This is a genomic window from Chryseobacterium sp. A321 (assembly GCF_054489265.1).
In genome coordinates, this window is record NZ_JBTMWZ010000001.1 from 156552 (window position 1) to 182933 (window position 26382).

Genomic DNA, 26382 nt, shown 5'->3' on the forward strand with positions numbered 1-26382 from the left:
ATCAATCATGCTGCTCGTGAGAGCTCGATTTTTGATTTTTACCACGGAATAACAAAGCAATTAAAAAAGCGGTAAAGGAAGGGATAACCCACTCTAAACTGTGTTCAAACAAAGGAAGAGAGGATCTAAAAGATTCGATAGACTCAGAAAACAATCCCAAGTGCTGCAGCACCGCAAGCAAAGCTAAAATCGTGGAGACTCCTATGGCGACAAGATATGGGAGTTTCGAAAAGACAAATTTCCCAAAAAGCAAAAGGGTTAGAATCAGCGTAAAGGTAATTGGATAAACAAAGCCTAAAATAACTACGGCATATTCAATAATTTCGTCGACTCCTTGAACCGAAAAGAAGGCCGACACTAAACAAGTCGCAAGCACCCCTATACGATAAGGAATCGTTCCTTTAGTGAAATCTTCAGCAAAACCTCCCATCGCTGAACTAAGGGCTATCGCTGTGGTAAGACAAGCAAAAGCAACTGCAACAGAAATCACATAAGTACCACTGGAACCCAATAGGTCCGTTGAGATCTGCAATAGAAGTTCCGTTCTTGAAAGATTCTCAGATAGGGAAATACCCGAATGGGCTCCTAAAAAAATCAGTCCTCCATAAATAAAGAGAAGTGCTAGCATGGAAATAAGACCTGCACTGAGGGTAACCCGAAATTTTGCAAGCGGAGAAACAAATCCTTTTTGTTTCGCAGCTGCAATGATAATTCCCGCGAAAATCACGGAGGCAAGTACATCTAAGGTTTGATACCCTTCATGAAAAGCAGACACAAACGATTTGGTTTGACTTAGTTGAGTCTCTACACTTGGAGCAAAGGGACTCACCATCCCAACCAGGACTAGTAAACCTAAACTGAGGATGAGTAGAGGCGTCAGTACGTTTCCAATAATATCAACAATTTTGGATTTGGACGAAGAAAAAAAGTACACGATTGCAAAAAACAAAACGGCAAAAACATACTTATTAAAACCCGGCACAATAGGGAGGACTCCGACCTCAAATGTAGTCGCACCTGTTCTGGGAATTGCAACCAAAGGCCCGATGCACAGCATGATCAAAAGCCCGAGCAAACTCACCACCATAGGGTGAATTCGTCTCCCTAGGTCCGTAAAGTTATTTCCGTAGAGTACGACTGTTAGCACCCCTAAGAAAGGCGCAATTATTCCAGTAGTAAAAAATCCTGCAATCGCCATGGGCCATTCTTGCCCGGATTGAAGTCCTATAAAAGGCGGGAGAATTAAATTTCCCGCCCCAAAAAACATTGCAAAAAGCGCAAACCCAAGGGTAATGGAAGCGCCAAAATATTTCTTCATCTCCTTTCTTAGTTTCTTAAGTCTTATCGCATGCCAAAGGCTGCTATTTAGAGGTCTCCTCCATGGTTATCAAGTTGTCCTTCCCACTTAGATACGGCGGCCGTAGAAAGTGCATTTCCAAGGACATTGGTCATACTTCTCCCCATGTCACAAAAATGGTCAATCGGCAGTATTAGGGCAATTCCTTCTGGAGGAATTCCAAACATGGAACACGTGGCCACAATAATCACGAGACTGGCTCTGGGAACCCCTGCAATACCTTTCGAAGTAAGCATGAGCACAAGTAACATGACAATCTGTTCGCCAAGTGTCATTTCAATCCCATAAATCTGCGCAATAAATATAGAGGCGAAAGTCATGTACATCATACTTCCGTCCAAATTGAAGGAATATCCCAGAGGCAAAGTGAACGAAACAATTCGATTGTTACACCCAAAGCGCTCTAACTCCTCCACTAACTTTGGAAATACGGCCTCCGAGCTTGTGGTTGAAAAGGCAATTAATAAGGGCTCTTTGATGCGACGAAGTAATTCGAAGAGTCGATTACCAAGGATCATATACCCCACAAGACATAGCACCAGCCAAAGAACGAGTAAGGCGAAGAAGAAATCTCGCAAATACACGGCATAGACTGTGAAAATATCAAATCCTTTGGTGGCTACAATTGCGGCAATGGCACCAAATACACCTAGAGGAGCTACCCACATAATGTACCCTACCATCTTTAATACGGCATTCGCAATGACATTAAGTCCATTGACTATAGGTTTCGTATAAGCTTCTCCCATGTTGGCAAGAGCTACCCCAAACATAACCGAGAAGACTACAATCTGAAGAACCTCATTAGTTGCAAAGGCTTCAAACAAACTTTTCGGGACTACATGGTTCACGAAATCTGCCATGCTGAAACTTTTCGTCGTACTAAGGAGTTCTCCAGCAGAAGAGGTGTCGGTTAAATCAAGTTCAATTACATTTCCTGGAGCTAGCCAGTTCACAAAGACAAGACCAATAACTAGGGACACCAAAGAGGCTGTTAAAAACCAAAGCATCGCTTTGGTCCCGACGCGTCCGATCATTTTCATATCACTCATCTTCGCAATTCCTACCACAAGGGTAGTAAAGACTAAGGGGGCAATAATCATCTGCACCAAACGAATGAATATGGTGCCTAAAAGTTTAATGTTGTCAGAAAATCCAACGGCGTTTTCTGGATAACGAAAATGCACAATCGCGCCCGCCACAATCCCCAAAATAAGGGCAATAATGATGGCGAAAAAGAGTTTATTTTGTCCTTTCATAGGTTTATTTTTCAAAGATTTACAAATATAGTTTTTTTTACCAAACTAGCACCCTATGAGACTTGAGGACAATTTACACCCCTTAAGACCTATCAAGAACCTGAGGACCACTTCGTTAATAGAAAAATAAAAAATTCCTCTTTAAACAAAAGAGGAATTAAGAAAATCATTTGAAATTAAATTTAGGCTTTTAGATAGCGTGCGTATGCATAGCCTTCCACTCCTGCGGAAGTTCTAATTTTCCACCAATCGTCTGAGCTCTGCTCGACCAAGGTAACGAGTTCACCTTTTGCCGCTTTTCCAACTACTGCAGCATCCGTCGATGGTTTCTGTCTTACGTTAAGATTGGATTCTTCCGTGGCAACCGTAAGGTTAACCCCTGCGCTTAGTCCAGAGACTTGTACATCAATATTGATATCCGAAGCGGTATAAGAGGGATCGATTACGCCCAAGGCGTTCCACACCTCGTCTTTCACAGCAGTAGTACCTGCGGTACCGCTGATATATAGAATTCCATTTTGTTCTTGAACTTGCAAATTGGAAACACCTGCCGTTTGAGCAGCCGAAACCACGGTGGCATATTTGTCTTGTAATGTGCTCATATTCTACTCTATTTTACAGTTAAATTGTTATTGTAGGCACCTACATTTAAAGCGTCTACAGATTCTTTAATCTTTCTTGCTTGCGCTGAAGAAACTTGTCCAGAAAGGGTCAGTTGTCCGTTTACAACCTCAACAGTGACAGAAGGGAAATCTTTTGTTGCATCTTGTACTTTCTGAAGAACAACCGGATCTACGGAGTTTACAACCACTGGAGCTGCCACAACTGCCATATCCATTACTTCTTTAATTCCAGGAATCGCCTTTAGCGACGCAATCATTGCATCTTTAGATTCTTGGTCGGCGAAAGAACCCCCGAGGTGGGCGACACCTTCATTGACTTGAACGGTTGCGGTTGGATTCGCTGAAACCACCGTTGTTGCTTGGGTTTGAAGTTCTTGATCTGTTACTTTCTTTTTACAGGAAATGGAAGCCATCGATACACAAATCGCAAGGGCGGCCATTGCAAATGTCTTTTTCATAGTATTATTGATTTAATGTTACTCAAAAGTAAACAATAAATACTGTGCCGAATCACTCGTTTCTATTAAACTTTTCTTAAATCTTTCCCTTTCGATTTTCTTTTTTGCCATTTCGTGGTGCCGTTAACAGTTTTAATTTCAAGTTTATTTTAACTAAAAAAGCCCTAGAGCGCGGATCTCTAGGGCTTTTTATAATGTTAACACTCGGTCTATTTTGTCAAATGGTAATAAGCAAGCATTTTATAATAAAGCTTTGCGGCAAGGAAGGCTGTCGGTTTAGAGTATGTACTTTCCATAAGTTCAACAATATCAAAAGCCACTACATTGCATTTTTCAAACACTTTTTTCAACAGCTCTAGTGTAGGATACCATTCGAGTCCACCCGGTTCTGGCGTTCCTGTGGAGGGCGCAATGGACGGGTCAAAGGCATCTAGGTCAATCGTAATATAGACATTCCCTGATACTTTCTCTAAAACCTTTTCGATCCAATTTTCATCGCTGTGGATTTCATGAGCCCAAAAACATTGTCCTTTCGGTACATGGACCATTTCTTCTTGATCCATCGAACGAATCCCAACTTGAACCAAATTGTGGTCCTTGCTTGCTTGGTAAACTGCGCAAGCATGGTTACAAGCTGAGCCATGAAATTCGGGCCTTAAATCGGTGTGGGCATCGAGTTGTAGTACCGTTAGGTTCTCGAATCTCTCCCCTACCGCTTTGATGGAACCAATAGATACCGAGTGTTCACCCCCAAATAAGGTGAAGAGTTTATCCTCTTGCTTCAAAAGCTCTTTGGTTCTTTCATACACTGCCTGCGTCATCTTCTCTGGCGTTGAATTTTCCGTAATTTCTCCAGCCATCCAGACCCCATGTAGGAAAGGTTCGGTTCCCGTTTCTATATCGTAAAGTTCCATATTTTCTGAAGCATCTAGAAAAAGTTCTGGGCCTTTGTCTGCCCCTTTGCCCCAAGTGGACGTGCCATCGTACGGAACGGTTAAAAGCATCACTTTAGAAGTTTCTTTCGCTGCATTTTCTTCTGGAATTCCTGCGTATGTATTCATTTGTTTCAAGTTAATTGATAAGCTTGGCAAAGATAAGAATTTTCAAAATCGTAAATTTGCTGCAAACCAAATTAAATGCCATTAAAAGCAATTCTTTTTGACATGGACGGTGTGATTGTAGACACAGAGCCCCTGCATCGCAAAGCCTACTACAAAACCTTTGAAGAGTTAAACATCGAGGTAAGCCCGGAGCTATATTCATCCTTTACCGGCTGTTCCACGCAGAAAGTCTGTGAAAGTCTAATTGCCAATTTCAACTTAGACCATTCGTGGAATGAAATCGCAGCTTTAAAGCGGGCCTATTTCAAAAATCTTTTCGACCATGATCCCCATTTCGATTTACTTCCTGGAGTCAAAAGCTTAATTCAGCATTATCATGAGAATGGCCTCACCTTAATTTTGGCTTCCTCTGCTCACATGAACACAATCAATTGGGTATTTGAGCGCTTCAATCTCGAGAGTTATTTCCAAGGAAAAATAAGTGGTGCGGATTTAAAAGCTTCAAAACCTCATCCTGAGATTTTCGAAAAGGCTGCTCAAATGGCCAAAGAAGAAAAATCCAATTGCATGGTAATTGAAGACTCCACCAATGGAATCCTTGCGAGTCAGCGAGCAGGAATCTTTTGTGCTGCTTTTAAAAGCCCTCACAGCGAAGGGCAAGACTATACCCATGCCAAACTCGTGGTTAGCGATTTTGAAGAATTGCGCTTGGAGAAAATCACTCCGCACTTTGCATAAAAAAGAGCTGCATTTGCAGCTCTCTATTTAATACCCAAGAAGTTTTAAAACATCTTGCGGCTCTTGTTTTTCACGGAAAATCTCATACTGAAACTCTCCATTTTCGTCTTTCTGAATCAGCACGTGTCTTGGTTGAGGCATTAGGCAGTGATGCACTCCTCCATACCCGCCAATGGTTTCTTGGTAGGCTCCTGTATGGAAAAACCCGATATAAAGTGGTTTGGTGTCACTAAAAACAGGTAGATAGATCGCATTTGTATGCTGTTCAGAATTGTAATAATCGTCTGAATCGCAGGTCAGCCCGCCTAAAAACACTCTCTCATACGAGTCATCCCAACGGTTAAGGGGAAGCATAATAAAATGTCTTGAAATAGCCCACGTGTCAGGAAGAGTGGTCATAAAAGAGGAATCAATCATATTCCATCTCTCTCTATCGTTCTGTCTTTTTTGAGAAATGATCTTGTACAAATTCGCGCCGCTTTCCCCAACTGTGAAACTTCCAAATTCGGTATAAATATTTGGCTCTTCTACTCCTTCTTCCTCACAAAACTTCTTGATTTGAAAAACAATTTCCTCCACCATATATTGGTAGTCATAATCAAAATTTAAAGACGTTTTAATTGGAAATCCACCTCCAATATTTAAGGAGTCTACTTCAGGAGCAATCTTTTTCAGTCTTGCGTAAACTCGCAGACATTTGTAAAGCTCGTTCCAATAGTAGGCCGTATCTTTTATTCCTGTATTGATGAAAAAGTGCAGCATTTTCAACCTTGCATTAGGATGCTCTGCAATTTTCTGAGAATAATACGGGATGATATCCTTGTACCCAATGCCGAGTCTTGAGGTATAAAATTCAAACTTAGGTTCCTCTTCCGAGGCAATTCGGATTCCAATATTAAACGTGGAATCAATACTTTCCGTTAGTTTATCCAGTTCACGGTAATTGTCCAGAATGGGCGTAATGTGTTGAAACCCACTATTAATCATTTCTGAAATTTTTTGGAGATAATCGTCCGTTTTAAAACCGTTGCAGATTACTTCAATGGATTTGTCTGTTTTTTTATTTTCATAGAGTGCCTTTACGATATCCATGTCGTATGCAGAGGATGTTTCAATGGAAATATCATTTTTCAATGCCTCTTCTAAGACAAAGTTAAAATGGCTACTTTTTGTACAGTAACAATAGCGATATCCTTTTCGATATTCATGTTTTTCGAAGGCTTCCTTGAACCAACCTTTCGCCCTTTGGATATTGTATGAAATCTTGGGCAAATAACTAATCTTTAAAGGGGTACCAAACTGTTCAATCACGTCCATTAAAGGAATGTCGTGAAAGGAAAGGTTATTTTCAGAAACATTAAACTCTTCCGTAGGGAAGAAAAGTGTCTGATCGATTAGTTCCGAATACTTTATTTTCATGTCTTTTTAAAAAGCCTATTTGGGGTTAATTTCTTGTGCAAAATTGCGAAAAAAAAGCGATATAAATATCTAAAATTCGAAGTGCCCTCAAAATTTAGATTTTGGGTTGATTCCCATACTCATTGCCGAGGAAAAGTAAGAGATCCCCTGTCGAATATTCAATCGATATTTTTGATTCTTCTGCAAAATTTCTAGTTCCTATTCGCCCTAAAATGGAAAGTGACTCTTTCTTTAGCTCCCAATGGAGTCCTGTAGTTTGAATTCCATGCGCCTCAGGAAAAGGGTAAAGAGAAACAAGTTGTCCTTTGTCCACTTCTACTTCATAGAAAGGTGGAATAAAGCAGTACGTCGAATAAGAATCAAAAAAACGAATCTCTAACTTCTCCTTAAATTGATATGCCACCGAAAGGTTGCCTAAAAAGTGGTCCATCTCTCCGCCACTTCCTCCGTACACATCGACCTTTACTACGTCTCTTCCTTGCAAGATTTCCAAGGCTTTATAAAAGTCTGTATGTTCTTGGTCTGGAGTATAAATATGTTTATCAAAAAATTCCGATTGCGAATCGATGGGTCTAGAATCAAAATCCCCCGATATAAAATCAAGATCGGAAGGATTCACCTTTAGACCGGGCAAATAAAAATAGGCACCGTCCGTACAAGCTACAAGATGATACTCCTCTAAAGAAGGAATGCTCTGTGGGGGCTCACCATTGATAAACAAAAGGGCTTTCTTTTCCACGACTTAGCGATTGTTAGGATTCCAGTACGACTCACTTTGTCCCGATTCATGCGCTACAAAGCGGGCCGCGATAAAAAGATAATCGGAAAGTCGGTTTAAGTACTTTATGAGTTCAAGTCGTACCTCTTCTGTTTGGCTTAGTTCCACCAAATTCCGTTCTGCACGACGACAAATGGTTCGTGCAACATGGAGTGCACAAGCTCCTTTGTCGCCAGAGGGAAGAATAAAATATTCTAGTGGCCTCAGATTTTCATCTAGCTTATCCATCCACTGCTCTAATTCTTCAATTTCTTTATCCGAAATCACAAGAGGCAGTCTTGACTTTCCATTTGCCAAAAATAATTTATCCACAGGGGTGGCCGATTCTGATCCTACAGTAAATAAATCGAACTGAATCTTAGACAATTGTTTAAGCAATTCCTCGTTTTGGATTTCTGATTTGGCAAGACCTACAAACGCGTTTAACTCGTCGATGGTGCCGTAACTTTCGACCCTTGGATCCGACTTCGAAACTCGGGTTCCTCCGTAAAGAGCCGTTTGGCCTTTGTCACCTGTTTTTGTGTAAATTTTCATATGCAGTAACTTCTAATCCTAACTGATCGCTACCAAAACCCTTAGGTAGTGGCAAGCTTCAAATGTAGCAAAAACAAAGCTATTCCTTATAGGATTCGACTAATTTATCTAAATTAAGACTTCGTGCAGAAGCATCAAAGATCTTTTTGTATGTACCATGGTTTTCTAGTAGTTCGTGATGAGAGCCGGATTCCACCACGCGACCTTTTTCCATCACATAGATTTGATCCGAATCTAAAATCTGAGACAAGGAATGGGATATAATCACGACCGTACGTCCTTTTTTAATGGCATCGAGCGAGTTTTTAATCTGCTGAGTCGCAATGGCATCTAGGCTCGCTGTTGGTTCATCCAAAAGGATAATGGGTGGGTCTTTCAAAAAAAGTCGCGCAATAGCGATTCGCTGTTGTTGTCCCCCGGAAAGTTGCGTCGCATCGTGGGCATATCCTTGAGGGAGTTCCATGATTTGGTCATGCAAGTACGCCTTCTTTGCGGCATTCTGGACCTCTTCTAACGTGGCATCCACTGCCCCATACCGTATATTGTCCTCAATTGAGCCTTGAAAAATATGGTTGCGTTGAAGCACCAGCCCAATTTCATTTCGCAAATGGGCATTGTCGTATTGATCTAACCCCACAGAATCTAGACAAATTTTTCCCGAGGTCGGCAAATAAAATTTACATAATAAATTGATCACGGTTGATTTTCCAGCTCCACTTAATCCCACGAGAGCCGTAGTTTTGCCGCTTTGAATTTTCATGGAAACCTCTTTTAGCGCTTGCGCTCCACTTGGATAGGTGAAATCCACGTTCTTCAGCTCAAAATCTCCTTTAATCGCTGGCGTTTGAGAACCACTAAATTCTGTCTCCTCGTCCGCATTTAGAATCTCAAAATATCCTTCTGCGTAGATAACCGCATCGTTCATATCGTCGTAAATTCGATGCAATTGACGAATCGGAGCGGAAACATTGCTAAAGAGCATAATATGAAGCATGATCGCCCCCAGAGTCATTTGTTGATTTAAAACTAGGTACACAGTGAGTAAAATAACCATCACCAAACCAAACTGTTCAATAAAAGTTTTAAGTCCGTCGTATATAAAGTTGGTTTTTCGAGTATACAGCTGACTCTCCATTAATTGCATTTGCAAATCATACTGCTTTTTGCCTTCAAAGCCTTCTTGAACAAAGCTTTTAATCACCATGATGGAATTAATAAGGTTAAGAAGTCCTGAGTTCTTTTTCTCTCTTTGATTTCGAAGCTGTCTTCGCACCCCACTCAAGCGTTTGGCTTGCTTCGCACTTACAAAAAAGTAGATTGGAACCACGACACTCGAAACAAGTCCTACGTATATATTTTGCATGTACATCACCACCAAAGCGATGGCCGCATTCGCGAAAAGAGGCAAAATGTCAATAAAGAAATTTTGAACCAATCGAGTTAAGCTCTCAATTCCTCGATCGATTCGAGTTTGTAGTTTCCCGGATTGATGATTTTCATCATTGAAAAAGGAGACGCGGTAGGTTAGAATCTTATCTATTACGGTTTGTGCTAAAACCGAGCTCGTATTAATTCTGATTTTTTCACCGTAGAATTTCTGTCCGAAATTAATAAAGATATTGGCTAGTTCCTTCCCTAACAAGATTGCGGAAATGACCACCAAAACATGAATTCCTTCCACCATGGGGCTTGGCAGCTTTAAAAGCGCTTCCACTTGGTCCACAGTATATTTGAGCACAAGCGCATTCACCTGTGCCATCAGAGCTCCGATTAGTGTCAGAAAAAGGGTACCGATGATCATAAAACGATACGGTCGAATAAACGGCTGCACCTGCTTATAGATCCCTAATACAGTAATTGTTTTTCGAAAAGGTTTTACCACCTTCTTTGCCAAGCAAAAACAATGCTAAAGCTCACTGCCTTAAGAGAATTCAGAGGAAAAAGTAGTCAAATAATGCAATTGGGCAGAGGACAGATTTTTCGCTCTTTGAATTTCATTTTCTAAATAGGAGGAGGAAGGAAGGTTGATTTTTTGAAACAAAAAGGAGTTGTTTGCCTCGCGATCTACTACGTTTTTAAAGATATGTTCAAAGTCTTTATTGGCTAAAGAAGCAAAAGAAATATCTTCAAAACCTTGGACGAGTCGCAGGTTTTCCTCGTTTTTATAATGAGAATCCACGAAATTTTGGAATTCTACTCGATCTGCAAAATTCCCAGCCCAAATATGATATCCGAACGCTTTTTTCTTCGGTTTGTCTTCAATACTTTGGTAAACAAAGTTTTCCCCTAAATACGCTTCTCTAACTTGGGGATCGTGCGCCAAGTCCGACGGAAGCCCCTCTTTAAGAATCCTTCCTTCAAACATAATATAGGTCTTATGCGTAATGGCAAGAGTCTGCTGCACATTGTGGTCTGTGATTAAGATCCCAATGTTTTTTTCTGTTAGACTTCTCACAATCTTTTGAATGTCTTCAACGGCAATGGGGTCAACCCCGGCAAAGGGTTCGTCTAAAAGAATAAAATTAGGACTCGTCGCAAGACATCTTGCGATTTCTGTGCGTCGTCGCTCTCCTCCGGAGAGTAAATCCCCTCGGTTGGTTCTTACATGCTCTAAGGAAAACTCTTCAATCAGTTCATCGCATTTATACTGCTGCTCTTTTTTAGAAAGTTTAGTTAATTGCAAAACTCCTAAAATATTTTCTTCTACAGAAAGTTTACGAAACACAGACGCCTCCTGAGCCAGATATCCAATTCCCTTTTGAGCCCGTTTATACATGGCATCCGAAGTGATGTTTTTGTCGTCTAAGAAAATCGTTCCCGCAGTAGGTTTTACAAGTCCCACGGTCATGTAGAAAGTAGTCGTTTTTCCAGCACCGTTAGGTCCTAACAGCCCCACAATTTCTCCTTGAGCTACCTCTACCGAGACCCCTTTGACCACTCTTTTCGGTCCGTATTCCTTTACTAAATTTTCCCCTCGTAAAATCATAGCTACAAATATAATTATTTTGTGAATAGTGGGCACTATCTTCCTTAACGCCAGCTGCCCGTAATTTGACACTTAGTTCTGGTTGTCTCTACTTCTTGATGAGGCGAAATGCGACTAGTTAAGAGGGAGAATGCCTGCAAATTTCCACGTGGCAAAGGAGAAAGAAAACATTAAGACAAAAAAAAAGAAGCAAACTAAAAAATGTTTACTTCTTATTTTCTACCAATGGTAATTTTAAGCCAGTAAAAGAGTGGCTACTTCTTTTGCTGCATAGGTGAATATCATATCGGCACCTGCTCTTTTGATGCATGTTAAACTTTCTAGTAAAGCTTTGTCATTGTCAATCCAGCCGTTCTGTGCGGCTGCCTTGAGCATGGCATATTCTCCACTCACGTGGTATACTGCGATCGGAAGGTCAATGCTATCACGCACTTTGGAAACAATGTCCAAATAAGGCATCCCTGGCTTAATCATAATGATGTCTGCCCCTTCGTCCACGTCTTTCAAAACCTCATCAAGTGCTTCTCTGGAGTTCGCAAAATCCATTTGGTAGGTCTTCTTGTCCTTTGGAACCAGCGCAGATTCTTTTGGTGCACTATCTAATGCACTACGAAACGGACCGTAAAACGCACTTGCATATTTTGCAGCATAACTCAAAATTCCAACCTCAGGGTAGGAATTTTCCTCAAGGGCTCCTCGAATCATGGCCACTCTTACATCCATCATATCGCTAGGCGCAAGGACATCGGCTCCTGCCTTGGCCAGAGATAGGGACATTTTCACGAGCGCATCGTTAGTTGCATCGTTATCAATTTTCCCCTGGTTTACAATTCCGTCATGTCCATAAATCGAATAGGGATCGAGCGCTACGTCCGGCATAATCACAAGACCTGGAACCGCATCTTTAATGGCTTTGATGGAAGTTTGCATCAAACCGTTCTCATTCCAAGACTCCTTACCTGTATTGTCTTTAAGATTCTCAGAAACTTTCATATAAAGGTTAATCCCTTTGATTCCCATACTGTAAATCTCTTGGCATTCCTTTACGGTAAGATCGAGGCTTCGCCTAAAAACCCCTGGCATAGAATCGATGGGTTCGATTTTGTCTTTCCCTTCCATCACAAACATGGGTAAAACGAGATCGTTTACACCTAATACCGTTTGTTGCACGAGTTGTCTTAGGGACTCCGATGTGCGAAGTCTTCTATTTCTTGAATATACTATCATGATACTAAATTAATAAGAGGGCTAAATCGCTCTCATTTCGACGGCAAATTTACGGATAAAATACGAGAGCTTTCCTTTTGAGAGCGTCTTAGAAAACAGATTTAAATCAGGTATAGGAGGTTAATAACCTGCTTCTCCCTTTTTCCCTTCTAATAGAGCTAAGGCGGAGGAGGTTCCGATTCTGGTGACTCCAAGTTCAATCATTTCTTTTGCCTCCTGCGAACTGCGAACGCCTCCTGCAGCTTTAATAGGCAAATCTCCAGCGTTTTCTTTCATCAGCTTGATTCCCTCGACGGTGGCTCCGTTAGGCTCTCCATTCGGCGTTTTGAAAAACCCAGTTGAGGATTTTACAAAAATCTGAGCTCTTTCCGATTCTGAAAAATGACTCTGAGCTAAAGAAGAAAGCAAAGACGTAAGCTTCGCGACCTGAGTGGAAGTAAGGGCGGCTATTTCAATAATCCATTTTACGATTTTACTTTGGCCTAGCGCGAGTTTGGACCCTTCGATAAATTCACGGCTTACCAAATCCACATTCCCATTTATGTATTCGTTGTAGTTGATCACGAAATCGAGCTCGTCTGCCCCGTCATCGATTGCCTTTTTTGCTTCTTTCAATTTCTCCTCGATCGAATAATCCCCCTCGTGGAATCCTATCACGGTCCCGACCTGCACCTTACTAGACTTGGAAACAAGGTATTCTTTCACTTCCTTCACGAACTCAGGACGGATCATTACAGCAAACAGCTCATGCTGCACTGCTTCCTTTGCAAGTGCAAGAACAATCTCTTGGGTTTGCTTTTGGGTTAGTCCTGATTGCGCAGGCGTTTTAAGGTATGTGGAATCTAAATAAGTAGCTATATTCATGGTTTTATACTTTAAGTTGTCGGTTAATACTTTGTTCCAAAGATATTAAAGTTTCGGTTCTTGTTACGCCTTTAAGTTTTTGAAGTTGATTTAAAAGGCGCATCAAATGGTCATTATCACGGCAGTACACTTTCAGAAATATCGTGTAATTCCCTGTCGTATAATGCGCTTCCACTACCTCGTCCACGTGCTGCAATGCGGCAACACAATCTTTGTAGTGACTTGGCTTTTCCAAATACACACCAATGTAGCAAACAACCTTATATCCCAATTTTTTGGGATTGATTAGAGACACCGAGGATTCAATAATGCCCGCAAACTCAAGTTTTTTAATTCGTTGGTGCACCGCTGTCGTGGAAATTCCAATTTGTTTTGCAATTACAGCAAGAGAGCTTTTTTCCGAATTGGTCAACTGCTCAATAATCCGCCTATCAGTGGCATCTAAATCGTATTCTTTTTCTGTATTGGTTTTCATCGTGTCGATTTTTTTAGGATACGTTAAATTCTACGAGGACGGGAAAGTGATCGCTGTACCCCCCGAGGTAGCGACGTCCCGCATAAGTGCGGTAGGGTCTTCCCGAAAACTTCCGATCCCAATTCGAGATTTTCGCATGGTTAAAAACACTTGCTTTCGAAAATTTTAACTTTTGCCTAGACTCTCCAAAAAACGAGGTGGAGAGTAATATTTGATCAAAAAGTAGGCCTTGTTTCTGGTGAAAGGTTGAATAATTACCTGATTGGTAAAGCTCGAGAAAGGGATTTTTAACCACTTCTTCTCCCGCTTTCTCAAAGCGCAAATGATCGATCACTTGGCTCGTTGGGTCTTCATTAAAATCACCCATAACAAGGATGGACTCTCCCTCTAAGCGATGACTTTCCATTGCTTTGGCAAGATCAGTAAGAATAAATTCTCTTTTTGGTGCATTGATTTGATCCTCTCTTTTCGAAGGCAGATGCAGAACGTATACATTTACAATTTGCTCCTTGTATTTGACCTTGCAATACAAGATGTCACGTGTCGTATCATAGTTCTCAGGATCCTTATCGGGAATTTCAAAAAAATAAACCATCGGTCTCGATTCTAAAATCTCCACTTGAGATCGATCATACAAAAGTGCTACATCAACACCCCGTTCGTCCAAGCTTTCGTAGAGTACATAATCAAAAGAATCCGTAAAAGGCTCATACTGCAAAAGTGCTTTTAAGGGCTCTTTGCCCTGCACCTCACTTAGCCCCACAAACAAAGGCATCTGCCCACATTCAGTTTGCACCAATTCAAAAACGCTCGCTAGCTTTTTGAGTTTCGTTTCAAAACGCTCTTTGTTCCAATTTGGAAGCCCAGAGATTCGTGGGTCGAATTTATTCCTTGCCACAGGATCCGGCGGAAAAAGATTCTCCACATTGTAAAACATGACAAAGGCTTTATCTAAATTTTCTAGTGAGCTAGAGGCGTTCATTAAAATCAGTATTTAAACAACCAAAGGTTAATTCGTTTGCGTATTATTCAAGTAAATCCGGACGTTTTTCCGCCGTGATGCGCAGAGCCTCGTCATGACGCCACTGCTCAATTTTCGCATTGTGTCCACTAACTAAAATGGAAGGAACTTTTAATCCTTTGTACTCCTCCGGACGCGTATAAATTGGAGGTGCCAAGAGATCGTCTTGAAAACTATCACTAAGGGCACTTTGCTCATCGTTTAAAACTCCGGGCACCAAACGAATAATACTGTCCGCTAAAACGCAGGCGGCAAGTTCCCCACCAGTTAAGACATAATCTCCAATGGAAATTTCCATCGTAATATGAAGATCTCTAACCCTCTGATCGACTCCTTTGTAGTGTCCACAAAGAAAAATAAGATTTTTTTTGAGTGATAGATGGTTAGATAAGGACTGCTTTAGAGTCTTTCCATCTGGAGTCAAATAGATGACCTCATCGTATTCTCGCTGCGACTTAAGCTCCGTTATGCATTTGTCTAAAGGCTCGACCATCATGACCATACCTGCTCCGCCCCCGTAGGGCATATCGTCCACTTGTTTATGCTTCCCTACGCTCCAATCTCGCAATTGGTGAAAATGCACCTCCACGAGTCCTTTCTCAACAGCACGTTTCAGGATCGAAGTTTGGAATGGGCTTTCCATGAGTTCGGGAAGTACACTTATAATATCAATTCTCATTGTTCAGTTCGATTGTTTTTGTTGGGGATTATAATGAGTCTTAAAGAGCTGTCTTTGTTAATATAGCTCCACATCCAATTGAAAAATATAGCAATTTTATTTCGAACGGATAAAATAAGCATCAAATGCAGGAACATCCATAAGTACCAAGCAAAAAAGCCTGAGAATTTAAACTTGGGAAGATCGACCACCGCACGGTGCTTACCGATCGTGGCCATACTTCCTCTGTCAATGTATTCGTATTCCACCCAAGAACTTTCGTCCTTTTTCAATATATTTTTTCCAAGTCTTTTCCCTTGATTTATAGCAACATTGGCAACCTGCGGATGCCCCTGAGGGTAAAGTGGAGTTTCCATGTAGGCAATGTCCCCGATCGCAAATATATTATCATATCCTTTCACTCGATTGTAACGGTCGGTCACATAGCGATTGCGTACCATCGACTCAGGCGCTAATCCTTCAAGGACATTGCCTACAACGCCTGCCGCCCAGATCACATTGTTGCTTGGAATCTCGAGGCCACTTTCCATATAGACGCGGTCTCCGTCGTAATCCACTACTTTTTCCCCGCTTAAAAGTTTTACACCTAGGTTTTTCAAGTATTCCTCAGATTTGTCTTGCGCATGATCGCTCATCACACTTAGAGGCTTATCGGTCGCACTAATTAAAATTACATTTAAAGAATCGAAATTCATATTGGGATAATCCCGAGGTAAAATCTCTCTTTTCATCTCTACAAAGGCTCCGGCAAGTTCAACTCCCGTCGCCCCACTACCTACAATCACGAGATTCCAATTGCCATCATCAGATCGACTTCTTTCCATAATGAGCTTCTCAAAAGTAAGCAGCACATGATTTCGAATTGCAATCGCTTCTTGCGTATTTTTCATCCCAAAGGTCAGGGACTCCATTTTATCATTCCCAAAGAAATTCGTTTTGCATCCCGTGGCAATGATAAGTTTATCGTAGTGAAACTCCGCATCCTCCGTAATCACTCGGTTTTCCTCCGGCACAATTTGCTGCACGCTTGTCATTCGAAACTGCGTATTGCGCGATCGTTGGAAAATTTTACGAAATGGAAAGGAAATATTGGAGGGTTCAATTCTCCCACAAGCGACCTGATAAAATAGCGGCTGAAACATATGATGGTTCACCTTGTCAATCAAAATCACTTTCTTGTTTTTATTATTGAGGGACTTTGCAAGCTGTAATCCTGCAAAGCCACCCCCTATGACTACAATCTTTTCTCTTGTTTCCATACTACAAATTTACTCAATTATAATCGAATAGGCCTTAGATCTCTTTTGGAAAGTAGACTTTTTGAATTCAAAAAAAAGTAGAGCCGAGCTTCAAATCCCCTCTCAAAATAACCTAATTTTGCAAGTCCATGGCGAAAAAGAAGAACCCTAAATCCAAATCTCGATCCCTCCACAGTCGTCGAAAACACCGGCGCCATGCAAGAAGCAAAATTTTGCTGATGCTTTTTGCTTCGCTTCTCCTAGGAACGGGCTATATGCTTAAAGAAAAAATCACGCTGTATGTAGTTACTTATCTTCGTCCTAAGGAGCACAAACTTTTAAAGAACAAGCCAAGTGAGCAGCAGCGTATCGAGCGAATCACTGCCCATTACGCAGACAAAACCTTTGGAATTGATCTTTCACATTACCAAAACCCTAAGGATATTCAGTGGGACAGTCTTAGCATTGGTCACGGAACGATTCCCATTGACTTCATCATCCTTCGAGCCTCAATGGGAACTAGCGGCAAGGATGAGAAGTTTGAAGAATTCTGGAAAAGTGCCGGGAAACAAAACAAATTAAGAGGGGCATACCATTTCTATCGCCCTGACGAGGACCCCATTAAGCAAGCCGCTCAATTTTTAGAATCGGTGCAACTCGCAAAAGGAGACCTTGCGCCTGTGCTGGACATTGAAAAAGCACCTCGAAAGATTTCCAAGAAAAATCTCAAAAAAAACCTGCAACTTTTTCTAGACATTGTCCAGGAACGCTACCAGGTTAAACCTATTCTGTACACATATTACCATTATTACAACGAATACCTGGCACAGGATTTCTCCTCGTATCCGGTTTGGCTTGCCAACTATAACGATGTGCTTCAGCCTCATGAAAGCCACTCCTGGTCGATGTGGCAATTCACGGAAAACGGAATCATAAACGGCATCAACACCAAAGTGGACCTAAATGTGTATAACGGTTCCCTTGGGTCTATGAAGGAACTGACAATACCTTAATTTTAATCCCTTGAAATGCCTTTTTTATCCCTTGGCAAGCAAAGGGGAAATAACAAGGAATTTGCGTACTTTTGCCCGTTCTAGACCTTATTAAGCGAAAAGCACTATGAATTATGTTTCGGTGGAGAATCTCTCCAAATCTTACGGTATCAAATCATTATTCCAAGATCTGACCTTTCACATCAACGAAGGGGATAAGATTGCGATTGTGGCCAAGAATGGTAGTGGAAAATCCACACTGCTGAAAATCCTGATGGGTCTAGAAATTCCAGATTCGGGGGAAGTTAAAATCTCGAAAGACATTCAAATCGTCCTTTTTGACCAAGAAATAGACTTTGACCCCAACCTAAGTGTCGAGGAATTTATGATGAGTCTAGAAAGCAAACCCATCTTGGCTCTTCGAAATTATCAAAAGGCCCTAGTTTCTTCTGACCCTAACGCCATGGAAGAAGCCCTTGCAGAAATGGAAATTCACAAAGCATGGGATCTCGAATCGGAAATGACGCAAATTCTTTCTCAACTTAAGATCACCCATCTCGAAGCAAAAATGGGAACTCTTTCGGGAGGACAGGTGAAACGTGTGGCACTTGCCAAACTCCTAACCGAAACCCGAGCCGAGCACCGCCACGTCCTACTAATTATGGATGAGCCGACTAACCATTTGGATGTCGAAATGGTCGAGTGGCTCGAAAACTATCTTTCGAAAGCGAAAATCACCCTTTTGCTTGTCACCCACGACCGGTATTTTTTAGACACCGTGTGTGAGACCATTTGGGAAATGGAAGACCAAAACCTTTACGTGCACCAAGGTAGCTACGCTACGTACTTAGAAAACAGAATGATTCGGGAGGAAAACCTTTCCTCCACCATCGATAAGGCAAACAATTTGTATCGCAAGGAATTGGAATGGATGAGACGCCAACCCAAGGCTCGTACAACCAAATCAAAATCCCGTATCGATGCCTTTTACGATACGCAAAAAGTGGCAAAATCGGCCGTCACCAAACAATCTCTCGAACTTCAATTTGAGATGAAACGTTTGGGACAGAAAATACTTGAACTTAAAAACATTGACAAAGCCTATGGGGATAAGGTTTTGATTAAAGATTTTAGCTATCAATTTCAAAGAGGTGAAAAAGTAGGTATTGTCGGAAAAAACGGAGCCGGTAAATCTACCCTGCTCAATATCATCCAAGGATTGGAACCTATGGACGGAGGTCAAATTGAAACTGGAGAGACACTTAAATTCGGCTACTTCTCTCAAAAAGGTCTTACTTACAACGAAGAGCAGCGCGTCATTGATTACATCAAGGACATTTCGGAAAACTTTCCCATTGCCGGAGGCAAAACCATAAGCGCTTCACAGTTTCTTCGACTCTTTCTATTTGATGACCAAACCCAGTACTCGCCGATTTCAAAACTTTCGGGCGGAGAGAAAAGAAGACTCCACCTAATGCAGGTATTGTTTCAGAATCCTAACTTCTTAATCTTTGACGAGCCCACCAACGATTTGGACCTTCCCACTTTAAGTGTACTGGAGAACTTTCTTCAGAATTTCCAAGGCACACTCGTAATTGTTTCTCACGACCGATACTTTATGGATCGGATTGTGGACCACGTTCTTGCCTTTGAAGGAGGAGGAAAAATCAAAGACTATAGTGGAAACTTCTCTGAGTACAGAGAATCTCTCAGTGAAAAAGAACAGGAGAGAAAACAACAAGTTGAAAGTACAAAGCCTAGTGCTGTAGTCGCCGAGGCAAAACCACAAAACACGGAATCAAAACGAAAACTATCCTTCAAAGAATCGCAAGAGCTGAAGCAAATTGAAAAGCGAATGCCCGAAATTGAATCGCAGAGAGCCCTGTTGCTAGAGAAATTAAATGTGCAGAGCGAATACCAAGAGATAGCAACGCTCAGTAAATCTCTTGAATCGTTGACCCAGGAACTTGAGGAGATTGAATTAAGATGGCTTGAACTCCAAGAACTTGGTTAAAACTTACTTCTAATGACTACTCACTAACGATGGAAAATCAAAAACAATTAGTCGCAAAATACGGTCTTTTCACTGCCATTTCCATGGTGGTTGGTCAAGTAATTGGCTCGGGAATCTTCTTTAAAGTAGACGATGTTCTTTTCGCTACAGAAGGCAGCGCACTAGCTGGGCTCCTTGGGTTTTTCATCGTGGGAATCAGTGTGATTTTTGCCTCAATTACGATGGCCAATTACGCGCAGCTAATTCCTAAAGATGGAGGAATCTTAAGCTATGTTGAGTATCGCTTCGGCTCGAAAGCCTCAGCGCTTGTGGGCTGGATCTACCTCAGTTTATTCTACCCGCTGCTCACCGCGGTTTTATTCACCGTTTCAGGAATCTACATCTCGCATTTTATTGCGGAATTCTATTCCTTTACCCCGAGTTTTTTGCATTACAGTGCGGTAGGGTTCTTATGTTCTTTTGTCTTCTTTCTATTTAATATCTACCGGCCCAAGTCTAGCGGTCTTTTTCAGCAACTCACGACCGTTTTAAAACTAATCCCCTTGCTTCTGATTGCCTCTTTTGGAGTTTTAAGCATGCTTCCGGAGTCGCAAGACGTTTCTGCTGTCAGCGCTCTTTCGAGCTCATCTTCGCTGTCGAGCGGAAGTAGTTTTTGGACGCTGGTCGCGGCCAGTTTCATTCCAATTGCATTTGCCTTTGACGGTTGGTACATTGCTACACAAATTTCAGGGGAAGTGAAAAATGCGCGAAAGAACCTGCCAAAAGCTCTTATTATAGGAACATCTCTCGTACTTGTGGTTTATGTCCTTTACTACCTTGGAATCGTTCTGCGAATGAGTCCCGAGTCTATAATGGAATATAAGGACACCTATATTATCGAGTACTCGAAAAAATTTGGATCCAATGCCGCCTCTTGGCTCATGCAGCTCTTTATTATTATTTCCGTATTGGGAACAGCAAACGGCCTGATGCTAGCCTCAATCCGCGTCCCTTTTCAATTCTTTAATTTAAAAGCATCCAAGAAATTTTTGAACTTGGGAAAACTAAACTCGAATACAGGGATGCCTGTTCGTAGTGCCTACTTTGCGTATGTAGGGATTATCTTTTATATCCTTGCTTACTTCTTCACCAATACCCATAGGGTATTCACCGAGTTAAACTATGACATTTCTGCAATTCCGATTGCATTCATTTACATGGTAAACGGTGCCTTGTTTGTGGCATTGTTCAAACTCCTTCGAGAAGGAGTCATTTCCAATCAACGACCTCTAAAATCAATTATAGCGGTCTTTGCGCTGCTAGGCATTGCCATTGTTCTGATCGGAACTGCAAGTGCTCAAAATGGCCTTAGTTACCTTCTAGTAAGCGCGGTCTATATTGCCATTGGGCTGCTTTTTATCCGCAATAAGTAGAAAAGGTACCTAGGGGCGAATGCCCAGGAATTCCTTCCCAAAGAGGCGAGAGCTCGAATGGAAATTCGACCATATCGCCAAGAAGTGTGGACTGCTATTTGCAAAAAATCTTGTATTTTTGAGCCTCACAAACTATTAAATTAATTACCCTCTATGGAAGAAAGCAAAGCCTATATTGAACTTGTGTACCACGTGTTAGAAGACTGGCGTATCCGGTTCGCCGAATTCACACCCAACTTAATTGTAGGTATTGTTGTGTTTTCCACTTTTGCTTTTGGAAGTAAGTACTTTGCAAAAATCACCGTGAAAGTGGTGCACAAACTCTTTCCACGCACCCGTGACAAAGATACAATCGTCAGTCTAGTGGGAGTTTTTCGTTTCTTCATCTTACTGATTGCGACCTTTATCACCTTAGAGATCATGGGACTCAATGGCTTTTTCATGAAACTTTTAGGAAGTTTAGGGGTTGCCGGGATCATTGCAGGGGTCGCACTTAAAGACATCGTCTCGTCGATGTTCTCGGGAATGCTAGTCAACATCGACAAGGCCTTTAAGATTGGCGATTACGTCACAATCAACGGGATATCGGGAACCGTTGTGGAAATCGGATTTCTGACCACGAAACTCATTGCGGACGATGGACGCAAAGTATACATCCCTAACCAACTAATCTTTAGCGCTCCGTTTGTCAACTATAGTGCCTCAGAATACAGAGTCCTTTCGATTGGACTTGAAATCCCTAATACTCAAGATCTACAAAAAGCAAAACAATCCCTTTTAGACGAAACAAAGAAATTCACGTTTGTTGATACCAATAAAAACATTGATGTCTTTGTCATGGACCAGCGACTTGGAATCTATAGCATTGAGGTTCGGTTTACCATGAAAAAAGGAGAGAGTATTTTAAATGTAAAAAGTGAATCCATTTTACAACTTAAAAAACGGCTGGACCAGGAAGGCATTGAAACATCCATCCCAGCGCTTCCTTACATCAGCTAACCTTGTCTTTTCACGAAAAGAATTAAATCAAAAAGCGGCCTTCCAAAATTGGAAGGCCGCTTTTTAAATTATAGTTCTGCTTCTTACTTCGCAAGAACTTCTTTCACTTTGTTTGCCGCTTCTTCAAGTGTAATTGCAGAGTGAATAGGTAGACCTGCTTGGTCAATTAATTGTTTCGCTTCTTCTGCATTGGTTCCTTGCAATCTTACGATTAGCGGAACTGGGAATTCTCCAATCGCTTTGTAAGCATCTACAACTCCTTGTGCAACACGGTCGCATCGTACGATACCTCCGAAGATATTAATTAAAATTGCTTTTACGTTTGGATCTTTAAGGATGATATCGAAAGCGATTTTCACTCTTGCCGCATCTGCTGTCCCCCCAACATCCAGGAAGTTTGCAGGGTTACCGCCTGAAAGCTTAATAATGTCCATGGTCGCCATGGCTAGACCTGCACCGTTCACCATACAAGCAACGTCTCCGTCTAATTTAACGAAGTTAAGTCCTGCTTCGCCTGCTTCTACGTCCATTGGATCTTCTTCTCTTTTGTCTCTTAATTCCGCTAAGTCTTTATGACGGAACAAAGAATTGTCATCCAAAGTCACTTTTGCATCTACCGCAATGATTTTATTGTCTGAGGTTTTTAAAACCGGGTTGATTTCAAACAAAGAAGCGTCAATCCCTACATACGCATTGTATAGACTGGATATGAATTTCACAAATTCTTTGAACGCATTTCCTTCTAGACCAAGGTTGAAGGCAATCTTACGAGCCTGGAACCCTTGAAGACCTAAAGCTGGATCTACGATTTCTTTGTGAATTAAATGAGGAGTCTCTTCCGCAACTTGTTCAATATCCATTCCCCCTTCGGTAGAATAAACCACTGTGTTTTTGCCTTGAGCTCTGTCTAAAAGGATGGAAACGTAAAACTCTTTGGTTTCCGTCTCGCCTGGATAATAAACGTCTTCTGCAACTAGCACTGAGTTTACTAATTTTCCTTCGGCCGAAGTTTGTGGAGTCACAAGCTGCATGCCTAGAATATTCTGTGCATTTTCTTTAAGTTTCTCCAAGTTAGGGGAAAACTTAACACCGCCACCTTTACCACGTCCGCCAGCGTGAACTTGAGCCTTAACAACCCAGCCTTCGTTGCCGTTCATTTCTTTAAGTTTACCTGCAGCGTCTAGAGCTTGCTCGACATTGTCTGCCACAAAACCGCGCTGAATTGCAACGCCATACTTTGCTAAAATCTCTTTAGACTGATACTCGTGAAGATTCATAATATTTTAATTAGATTTAAATTCTTAAGTCGCACAAATTTACGAAAAAGTTAAGAGTTGGGGCGTGGGAAAAATAGATTTTTTTACCCCTGCAAATTCCGACGGGTAAAAAGCACAAAGGGATAGAGATTTCCTACGTGTGTCCCGCTCGTAAAACAACTCCTCCTAAAGTTTTACTTTCAAAAAATGATAGATCAAAAGACCCCAGCTGAGAATCATAAACAATCCTCCTAGCGGTGTAATAGGTCCTAAGAATTTTAAATTCACCCCCCAGTATTCTTGGAAGCTTAGGGCATAGATGCTAAATGAGAAAAGAAGGGTTCCTAAGATCATAAACCAGGAGATCCATTTATCCACACCCGTGTCGAACTTCAAAATAAAACCGACGACAAGTAGGAAAAAAGCCGCATACATTTGGTACCGAACTCCGGTCTCAAAACTAGCTAATTTTTCTACAGATAAGATCTTGCGAAAGGCATGAGCACCAAATGCGCCAAGGATTACAGACAGGAGTCCATAAATTGCACCGATCACTAGGGTTGCTGTTTTCATAATATTCCAGATTTAATTTTATTGTTTTCTGCTAAATTCTATTATTCTGTACCCCCTCGCAATTGGTTCAATTGGGAAATTACTTCGTGGTGGGTCACGGTTTTGGTCTTAAAATACGTCACGAAATAGTCTTTCTCCTCCTGCGTAGCATTTAGCTGGTTCAAAATATTAAAAAGGTGCATCTTCATATGTCCCTTTTGAATCCCAGTGGTAATTAGCGAGCGTAAAGCTGCAAAATTCTGGGCAAGTCCAGAGACCGCTAAGATACTCATTAATTCCTGTGCTGAGGGTTTTCCAAGAAGTGCAAAGGAAAACTTTACTAAAGGATGTAAATTTGTAAGCCCACCTACAACGCCTACAGAAACGGGCAAATCAATCCAAAATCGAAAAACTCCGTCCTCCACGGTGCAGTGGGAAAGCGATCGGTACTGCCCGTCCCTTGCTGCGTAGGCGTGAGCACAAGCTTCCGTGGCTCGAAAATCATTTCCAGTGGCAATGACTACGGCATCGACCCCGTTCATAATCCCCTTGTTATGAGTGGTCGCCCGAAAGGGTTCTAACTCGGCAATGGTAACCGCCTGCTTAAATTTCCACGCGAACTCTTCGTTGGAGATCCCACTATCGTCGTTGATTTCATCTATTTGACAGCTTACTTCAGCCCGTACCAAACAATCCGGTGTATAGTTCGAAAGAATATTCATAACCACTTGAAGTGATTCTTTTTCTTCGCTCGTAAAGCTATCTTCGTTTTGCACCTCTTCTCGGAGTGTTTTTCCAAACTGCTCTAGGCAAGAATTAATAAAATTAGCACCCATGGAATCCACTGTATCAAAACTCGCTTTGATCTGGTAGTAATTCTCCATATCTGCGGTCTTATCAACCAATCGAATGTTGAGAATCCCCCCTCCTCGCGCGCGCATATTGTAGGTAATGGCCTCGGTGGCTTCAAAGAGTTTCTTCTTCAATCTAAAATTGAAAAAATGCTGGATTTTATGGGTCTCGGCTTTAAAAATGAAATGAGTGTGACCTAGTTTTTTGGTATTCACAATCGTGGTTTTGAACCCACCCTTCTGAAGCCAGAATTTGGCAGCTTTCGAAGCGGCCGCAACGACAGAACTTTCTTCTACGGCCATCGGCAATGCAAAAAGCTTCCCATCAATCAAAAAATTGGGTGCGATTCCATAAGGCATGTAAAAATTTGTCAGTGTATTTTCTGAAAATTCCTCGTGTAGTTTTTGAAGGTCCGTATCCGGGTTCCAATATTGAGTTAAGACCTCCTCATAACGAGTGTCTCCGCTTAAATATTCTTGGACAATCCACTCTATTTTCTGGGATTTGCTGAGTCTTGAAAATCCTTCAATGGGCTTGTGCATCATGGTATGTTTTGGTATTTCTAGCGGCTGTTAAATGCCGTATCTATTTAATTAAATCTCCATCGGATTCAAGGCAAAGATAATGAAATATACCTTTCGAGCCTTGCTTTGAGACACTTTGTGAGGAGATGAATTCAAGCCCTTTTGAAAATAAAATTCTTTGAACACCCTACCTTATAACGATCGAATATTGGGAAAATGAGATGTATTCTCATAGCGCTATCGAGCAAACTCTAGTTTCAGAATTTTCATATAAGTCGAGCTCCATTAGCGTATTCCTTTGTCTTCAGCCCTATTGGGTCTCTACTCCATTCCAAGTTCTACTCCACATCAAAAAAAAAACAAATTTATACTTATACTTCTCAGGTAAAGAATTTAACAAAACTTTGACATTCCAAATTCGAAATCGGAAATAAAATACCCTAACTTTACTTTCTTATCCTACATCAATGCAACGAGGGAATTTCCTGGGGTATCTTTGCACTATCAAAACACACATTAACAATTAAAAAATATTATTATGTCAACAAAATGGAACTTAGACCTTGCACACAGTGAAATCACTTTTAAAGTAAGACACCTTATGATTTCAAACGTGAAAGGACAATTCACAGATTTTAACGTCGAACTAGAAAGCGAAGACGATCAATTTAAAAATGTAAATGCAAAAGCAGAAATCAAAACGGACTCCGTTAACACCAAGAGTGCAGACCGTGACACCCACTTAAAAAGTGCTGATTTCTTCAACGCAGAACAATTCCCAACCATCACCTTCCAAACCAACAAATTGAATGACGAAGTGACAGGAGAATTAACCATTAACGGTGTTACAAAACCTATTACTCTTGACGTAGAATTTGGAGGAGTAGGTGTAGACCCTTGGGGAAATACAAAAGCAGGTTTCTCCTTTGATGGAAAAATCAAACGAAGCGAATTTGGTCTTAACTGGAACGCTGCCCTAGAAGCAGGAGGCGTTATGGTTAGTGACGACGTGAAAATCGCAGGAGAACTTCAGTTCGTGAAAGCATAAATTTTTCATAGTATAG

Annotated in this window: 24 protein-coding genes and 1 pseudogene; 6 read left to right on the forward strand and 19 right to left on the reverse strand. The window is 41.4% G+C overall.

Translation table 11 applies throughout. The features are described from left to right. Position 1 precedes the first annotated feature (1 nt). The 5 genes from brnQ to speB all read right to left on the reverse strand — a co-directional run bounded on the left by brnQ (position 2) and on the right by speB (position 4758). The gene (gene brnQ / locus ACX3PZ_RS00775; protein WP_459111796.1) at positions 2-1318 is read right to left on the reverse strand and encodes a branched-chain amino acid transport system II carrier protein; all 1317 of its coding nucleotides are present in this window, start codon (positions 1316-1318) and stop codon (positions 2-4) included. A 47-nt stretch (positions 1319-1365) separates the two neighbouring features. Beyond that, positions 1366-2616 carry a dicarboxylate/amino acid:cation symporter gene (locus ACX3PZ_RS00780; RefSeq protein WP_459111797.1) on the reverse strand — a complete coding sequence of 417 codons (1251 nt, stop codon included), beginning with the start codon at positions 2614-2616 and terminating at the stop codon, positions 1366-1368. A gap of 182 nt (positions 2617-2798) precedes the next feature. Beyond that, a complete protein-coding gene (locus tag ACX3PZ_RS00785; RefSeq protein WP_459111798.1) occupies positions 2799-3218 on the reverse strand; it encodes an SH3 domain-containing protein in 420 nt (139 codons plus the stop codon). A gap of 8 nt (positions 3219-3226) precedes the next feature. Beyond that, complete coding sequence (locus tag ACX3PZ_RS00790; RefSeq protein WP_459111799.1) at positions 3227-3697, reverse strand: BON domain-containing protein; 471 nt, start codon at positions 3695-3697, stop codon at positions 3227-3229. 209 nt (positions 3698-3906) lie between these two features. Continuing rightward, entirely contained in the window at positions 3907-4758 is an 852-nt protein-coding gene (speB, locus tag ACX3PZ_RS00795) for an agmatinase (protein WP_459111800.1), read from the reverse strand. A 75-nt stretch (positions 4759-4833) separates the two neighbouring features. Between speB and ACX3PZ_RS00800 the strand changes: the two genes are divergently transcribed. After that, entirely contained in the window at positions 4834-5496 is a 663-nt protein-coding gene (locus tag ACX3PZ_RS00800) for an HAD family hydrolase (protein WP_459084439.1), read from the forward strand. Positions 5497-5523: 27 nt separating this feature from the next. Here the strand turns inward: ACX3PZ_RS00800 and ACX3PZ_RS00805 are convergent, their stop codons facing one another. The 11 genes and pseudogenes from ACX3PZ_RS00805 to ACX3PZ_RS00855 form a co-directional block, all read right to left on the reverse strand. Continuing rightward, on the reverse strand, positions 5524-6915 hold the full coding sequence (locus tag ACX3PZ_RS00805; protein ID WP_459111801.1) for a type III PLP-dependent enzyme domain-containing protein: 1392 nt from the start codon (positions 6913-6915) through the stop codon (positions 5524-5526). Between the two features lie 94 nt (positions 6916-7009). Next, the gene (locus tag ACX3PZ_RS00810) at positions 7010-7654 is read right to left on the reverse strand and encodes a thiamine diphosphokinase (RefSeq protein ID WP_459111802.1); all 645 of its coding nucleotides are present in this window, start codon (positions 7652-7654) and stop codon (positions 7010-7012) included. Between the two features lie 3 nt (positions 7655-7657). Next, entirely contained in the window at positions 7658-8227 is a 570-nt protein-coding gene (locus tag ACX3PZ_RS00815) for a cob(I)yrinic acid a,c-diamide adenosyltransferase (protein WP_459111803.1), read from the reverse strand. A 79-nt stretch (positions 8228-8306) separates the two neighbouring features. Further along, positions 8307-10028 (reverse strand): ABC transporter ATP-binding protein, encoded by a 1722-nt coding sequence (locus tag ACX3PZ_RS00820; protein WP_459112740.1) that lies wholly within the window; start codon positions 10026-10028, stop codon positions 8307-8309. Positions 10029-10487: 459 nt separating this feature from the next. Beyond that, positions 10488-11213, reverse strand: a pseudogene (gene lptB, locus ACX3PZ_RS00825) (LPS export ABC transporter ATP-binding protein); the annotation flags it as partial. A 234-nt stretch (positions 11214-11447) separates the two neighbouring features. Continuing rightward, positions 11448-12440 carry a porphobilinogen synthase gene (gene hemB / locus ACX3PZ_RS00830; protein WP_459111804.1) on the reverse strand — a complete coding sequence of 331 codons (993 nt, stop codon included), beginning with the start codon at positions 12438-12440 and terminating at the stop codon, positions 11448-11450. Positions 12441-12560: 120 nt separating this feature from the next. Further along, positions 12561-13304 (reverse strand): deoxyribose-phosphate aldolase, encoded by a 744-nt coding sequence (deoC, locus tag ACX3PZ_RS00835; RefSeq protein WP_459111805.1) that lies wholly within the window; start codon positions 13302-13304, stop codon positions 12561-12563. A 4-nt stretch (positions 13305-13308) separates the two neighbouring features. Further along, positions 13309-13779, reverse strand: coding sequence for an Lrp/AsnC family transcriptional regulator (locus ACX3PZ_RS00840; RefSeq protein WP_459111806.1), 471 nt, complete (start codon positions 13777-13779; stop codon positions 13309-13311). 13 nt (positions 13780-13792) lie between these two features. Next, complete coding sequence (locus ACX3PZ_RS00845; RefSeq protein WP_459111807.1) at positions 13793-14761, reverse strand: endonuclease/exonuclease/phosphatase family protein; 969 nt, start codon at positions 14759-14761, stop codon at positions 13793-13795. Between the two features lie 43 nt (positions 14762-14804). Continuing rightward, complete coding sequence (trmD, locus tag ACX3PZ_RS00850; RefSeq protein ID WP_459111808.1) at positions 14805-15479, reverse strand: tRNA (guanosine(37)-N1)-methyltransferase TrmD; 675 nt, start codon at positions 15477-15479, stop codon at positions 14805-14807. Continuing rightward, on the reverse strand, positions 15476-16738 hold the full coding sequence (locus tag ACX3PZ_RS00855; protein ID WP_459111809.1) for an NAD(P)/FAD-dependent oxidoreductase: 1263 nt from the start codon (positions 16736-16738) through the stop codon (positions 15476-15478). The genes trmD and ACX3PZ_RS00855 overlap by 4 nt, the downstream gene beginning before the upstream one ends. 128 nt (positions 16739-16866) lie before the next feature. Between ACX3PZ_RS00855 and ACX3PZ_RS00860 the strand changes: the two genes are divergently transcribed. The 4 genes from ACX3PZ_RS00860 to ACX3PZ_RS00875 all read left to right on the forward strand — a co-directional run bounded on the left by ACX3PZ_RS00860 (position 16867) and on the right by ACX3PZ_RS00875 (position 22134). After that, positions 16867-17730 carry a glycoside hydrolase family 25 protein gene (locus tag ACX3PZ_RS00860; protein WP_459111810.1) on the forward strand — a complete coding sequence of 288 codons (864 nt, stop codon included), beginning with the start codon at positions 16867-16869 and terminating at the stop codon, positions 17728-17730. A gap of 106 nt (positions 17731-17836) precedes the next feature. Then, positions 17837-19723, forward strand: a complete 1887-nt coding sequence (locus ACX3PZ_RS00865) for an ABC-F family ATP-binding cassette domain-containing protein (protein WP_459084425.1) — start codon at positions 17837-17839, stop codon at positions 19721-19723. Between the two features lie 29 nt (positions 19724-19752). After that, positions 19753-21135, forward strand: a complete 1383-nt coding sequence (locus ACX3PZ_RS00870; RefSeq protein WP_459111811.1) for an APC family permease — start codon at positions 19753-19755, stop codon at positions 21133-21135. Positions 21136-21288: 153 nt separating this feature from the next. Next, the gene (locus tag ACX3PZ_RS00875) at positions 21289-22134 is read left to right on the forward strand and encodes a mechanosensitive ion channel family protein (RefSeq protein ID WP_459084423.1); all 846 of its coding nucleotides are present in this window, start codon (positions 21289-21291) and stop codon (positions 22132-22134) included. 83 nt (positions 22135-22217) lie between these two features. Here the strand turns inward: ACX3PZ_RS00875 and sucC are convergent, their stop codons facing one another. From sucC to ACX3PZ_RS00890, 3 genes are all read right to left on the reverse strand, one after another. Then, positions 22218-23411 carry an ADP-forming succinate--CoA ligase subunit beta gene (sucC, locus tag ACX3PZ_RS00880; RefSeq protein ID WP_459084422.1) on the reverse strand — a complete coding sequence of 398 codons (1194 nt, stop codon included), beginning with the start codon at positions 23409-23411 and terminating at the stop codon, positions 22218-22220. A gap of 165 nt (positions 23412-23576) precedes the next feature. Continuing rightward, the gene (locus tag ACX3PZ_RS00885; protein ID WP_459084420.1) at positions 23577-23963 is read right to left on the reverse strand and encodes a DUF423 domain-containing protein; all 387 of its coding nucleotides are present in this window, start codon (positions 23961-23963) and stop codon (positions 23577-23579) included. A 41-nt stretch (positions 23964-24004) separates the two neighbouring features. After that, positions 24005-25339, reverse strand: a complete 1335-nt coding sequence (locus ACX3PZ_RS00890; protein WP_459084419.1) for a hydroxymethylglutaryl-CoA reductase, degradative — start codon at positions 25337-25339, stop codon at positions 24005-24007. A 517-nt stretch (positions 25340-25856) separates the two neighbouring features. On the opposite strand from ACX3PZ_RS00890, the gene ACX3PZ_RS00895 reads away from it, so the two are divergent. Further along, positions 25857-26366: a YceI family protein gene (locus ACX3PZ_RS00895; RefSeq protein ID WP_459084418.1), complete on the forward strand. Its 510-nt coding sequence runs from the start codon at positions 25857-25859 to the stop codon at positions 26364-26366. Positions 26367-26382 lie beyond the last annotated feature (16 nt).

What these genes read in the sequence shown, in the direction of transcription:
- ACX3PZ_RS00890 (WP_459084419.1), bottom strand. Translation starts at nt 25,339, where the DNA reads ATGATGCACAAGCCCATTGAAGGATTTTCAAGACTCAGCAAATCCCAG.
- ACX3PZ_RS00805 (WP_459111801.1), bottom strand. Translation starts at nt 6,915, where the DNA reads ATGAAAATAAAGTATTCGGAACTAATCGATCAGACACTTTTCTTCCCT.
- trmD (WP_459111808.1), bottom strand. Translation starts at nt 15,479, where the DNA reads ATGAGAATTGATATTATAAGTGTACTTCCCGAACTCATGGAAAGCCCA.
- deoC (WP_459111805.1), bottom strand. Translation starts at nt 13,304, where the DNA reads ATGAATATAGCTACTTATTTAGATTCCACATACCTTAAAACGCCTGCG.
- ACX3PZ_RS00865 (WP_459084425.1), top strand. Translation starts at nt 17,837, where the DNA reads ATGAATTATGTTTCGGTGGAGAATCTCTCCAAATCTTACGGTATCAAA.
- speB (WP_459111800.1), bottom strand. Translation starts at nt 4,758, where the DNA reads ATGAATACATACGCAGGAATTCCAGAAGAAAATGCAGCGAAAGAAACT.
- ACX3PZ_RS00840 (WP_459111806.1), bottom strand. Translation starts at nt 13,779, where the DNA reads ATGAAAACCAATACAGAAAAAGAATACGATTTAGATGCCACTGATAGG.
- ACX3PZ_RS00870 (WP_459111811.1), top strand. Translation starts at nt 19,753, where the DNA reads ATGGAAAATCAAAAACAATTAGTCGCAAAATACGGTCTTTTCACTGCC.
- ACX3PZ_RS00855 (WP_459111809.1), bottom strand. Translation starts at nt 16,738, where the DNA reads ATGGAAACAAGAGAAAAGATTGTAGTCATAGGGGGTGGCTTTGCAGGA.
- ACX3PZ_RS00820 (WP_459112740.1), bottom strand. Translation starts at nt 10,028, where the DNA reads ATGATCATCGGTACCCTTTTTCTGACACTAATCGGAGCTCTGATGGCA.
- ACX3PZ_RS00895 (WP_459084418.1), top strand. Translation starts at nt 25,857, where the DNA reads ATGTCAACAAAATGGAACTTAGACCTTGCACACAGTGAAATCACTTTT.
- ACX3PZ_RS00790 (WP_459111799.1), bottom strand. Translation starts at nt 3,697, where the DNA reads ATGAAAAAGACATTTGCAATGGCCGCCCTTGCGATTTGTGTATCGATG.
- ACX3PZ_RS00885 (WP_459084420.1), bottom strand. Translation starts at nt 23,963, where the DNA reads ATGAAAACAGCAACCCTAGTGATCGGTGCAATTTATGGACTCCTGTCT.
- hemB (WP_459111804.1), bottom strand. Translation starts at nt 12,440, where the DNA reads ATGATAGTATATTCAAGAAATAGAAGACTTCGCACATCGGAGTCCCTA.
- ACX3PZ_RS00845 (WP_459111807.1), bottom strand. Translation starts at nt 14,761, where the DNA reads ATGAACGCCTCTAGCTCACTAGAAAATTTAGATAAAGCCTTTGTCATG.
- ACX3PZ_RS00815 (WP_459111803.1), bottom strand. Translation starts at nt 8,227, where the DNA reads ATGAAAATTTACACAAAAACAGGTGACAAAGGCCAAACGGCTCTTTAC.
- brnQ (WP_459111796.1), bottom strand. Translation starts at nt 1,318, where the DNA reads ATGAAGAAATATTTTGGCGCTTCCATTACCCTTGGGTTTGCGCTTTTT.
- ACX3PZ_RS00875 (WP_459084423.1), top strand. Translation starts at nt 21,289, where the DNA reads ATGGAAGAAAGCAAAGCCTATATTGAACTTGTGTACCACGTGTTAGAA.
- ACX3PZ_RS00785 (WP_459111798.1), bottom strand. Translation starts at nt 3,218, where the DNA reads ATGAGCACATTACAAGACAAATATGCCACCGTGGTTTCGGCTGCTCAA.
- ACX3PZ_RS00860 (WP_459111810.1), top strand. Translation starts at nt 16,867, where the DNA reads ATGGCGAAAAAGAAGAACCCTAAATCCAAATCTCGATCCCTCCACAGT.
- ACX3PZ_RS00800 (WP_459084439.1), top strand. Translation starts at nt 4,834, where the DNA reads ATGCCATTAAAAGCAATTCTTTTTGACATGGACGGTGTGATTGTAGAC.
- sucC (WP_459084422.1), bottom strand. Translation starts at nt 23,411, where the DNA reads ATGAATCTTCACGAGTATCAGTCTAAAGAGATTTTAGCAAAGTATGGC.
- ACX3PZ_RS00780 (WP_459111797.1), bottom strand. Translation starts at nt 2,616, where the DNA reads ATGAAAGGACAAAATAAACTCTTTTTCGCCATCATTATTGCCCTTATT.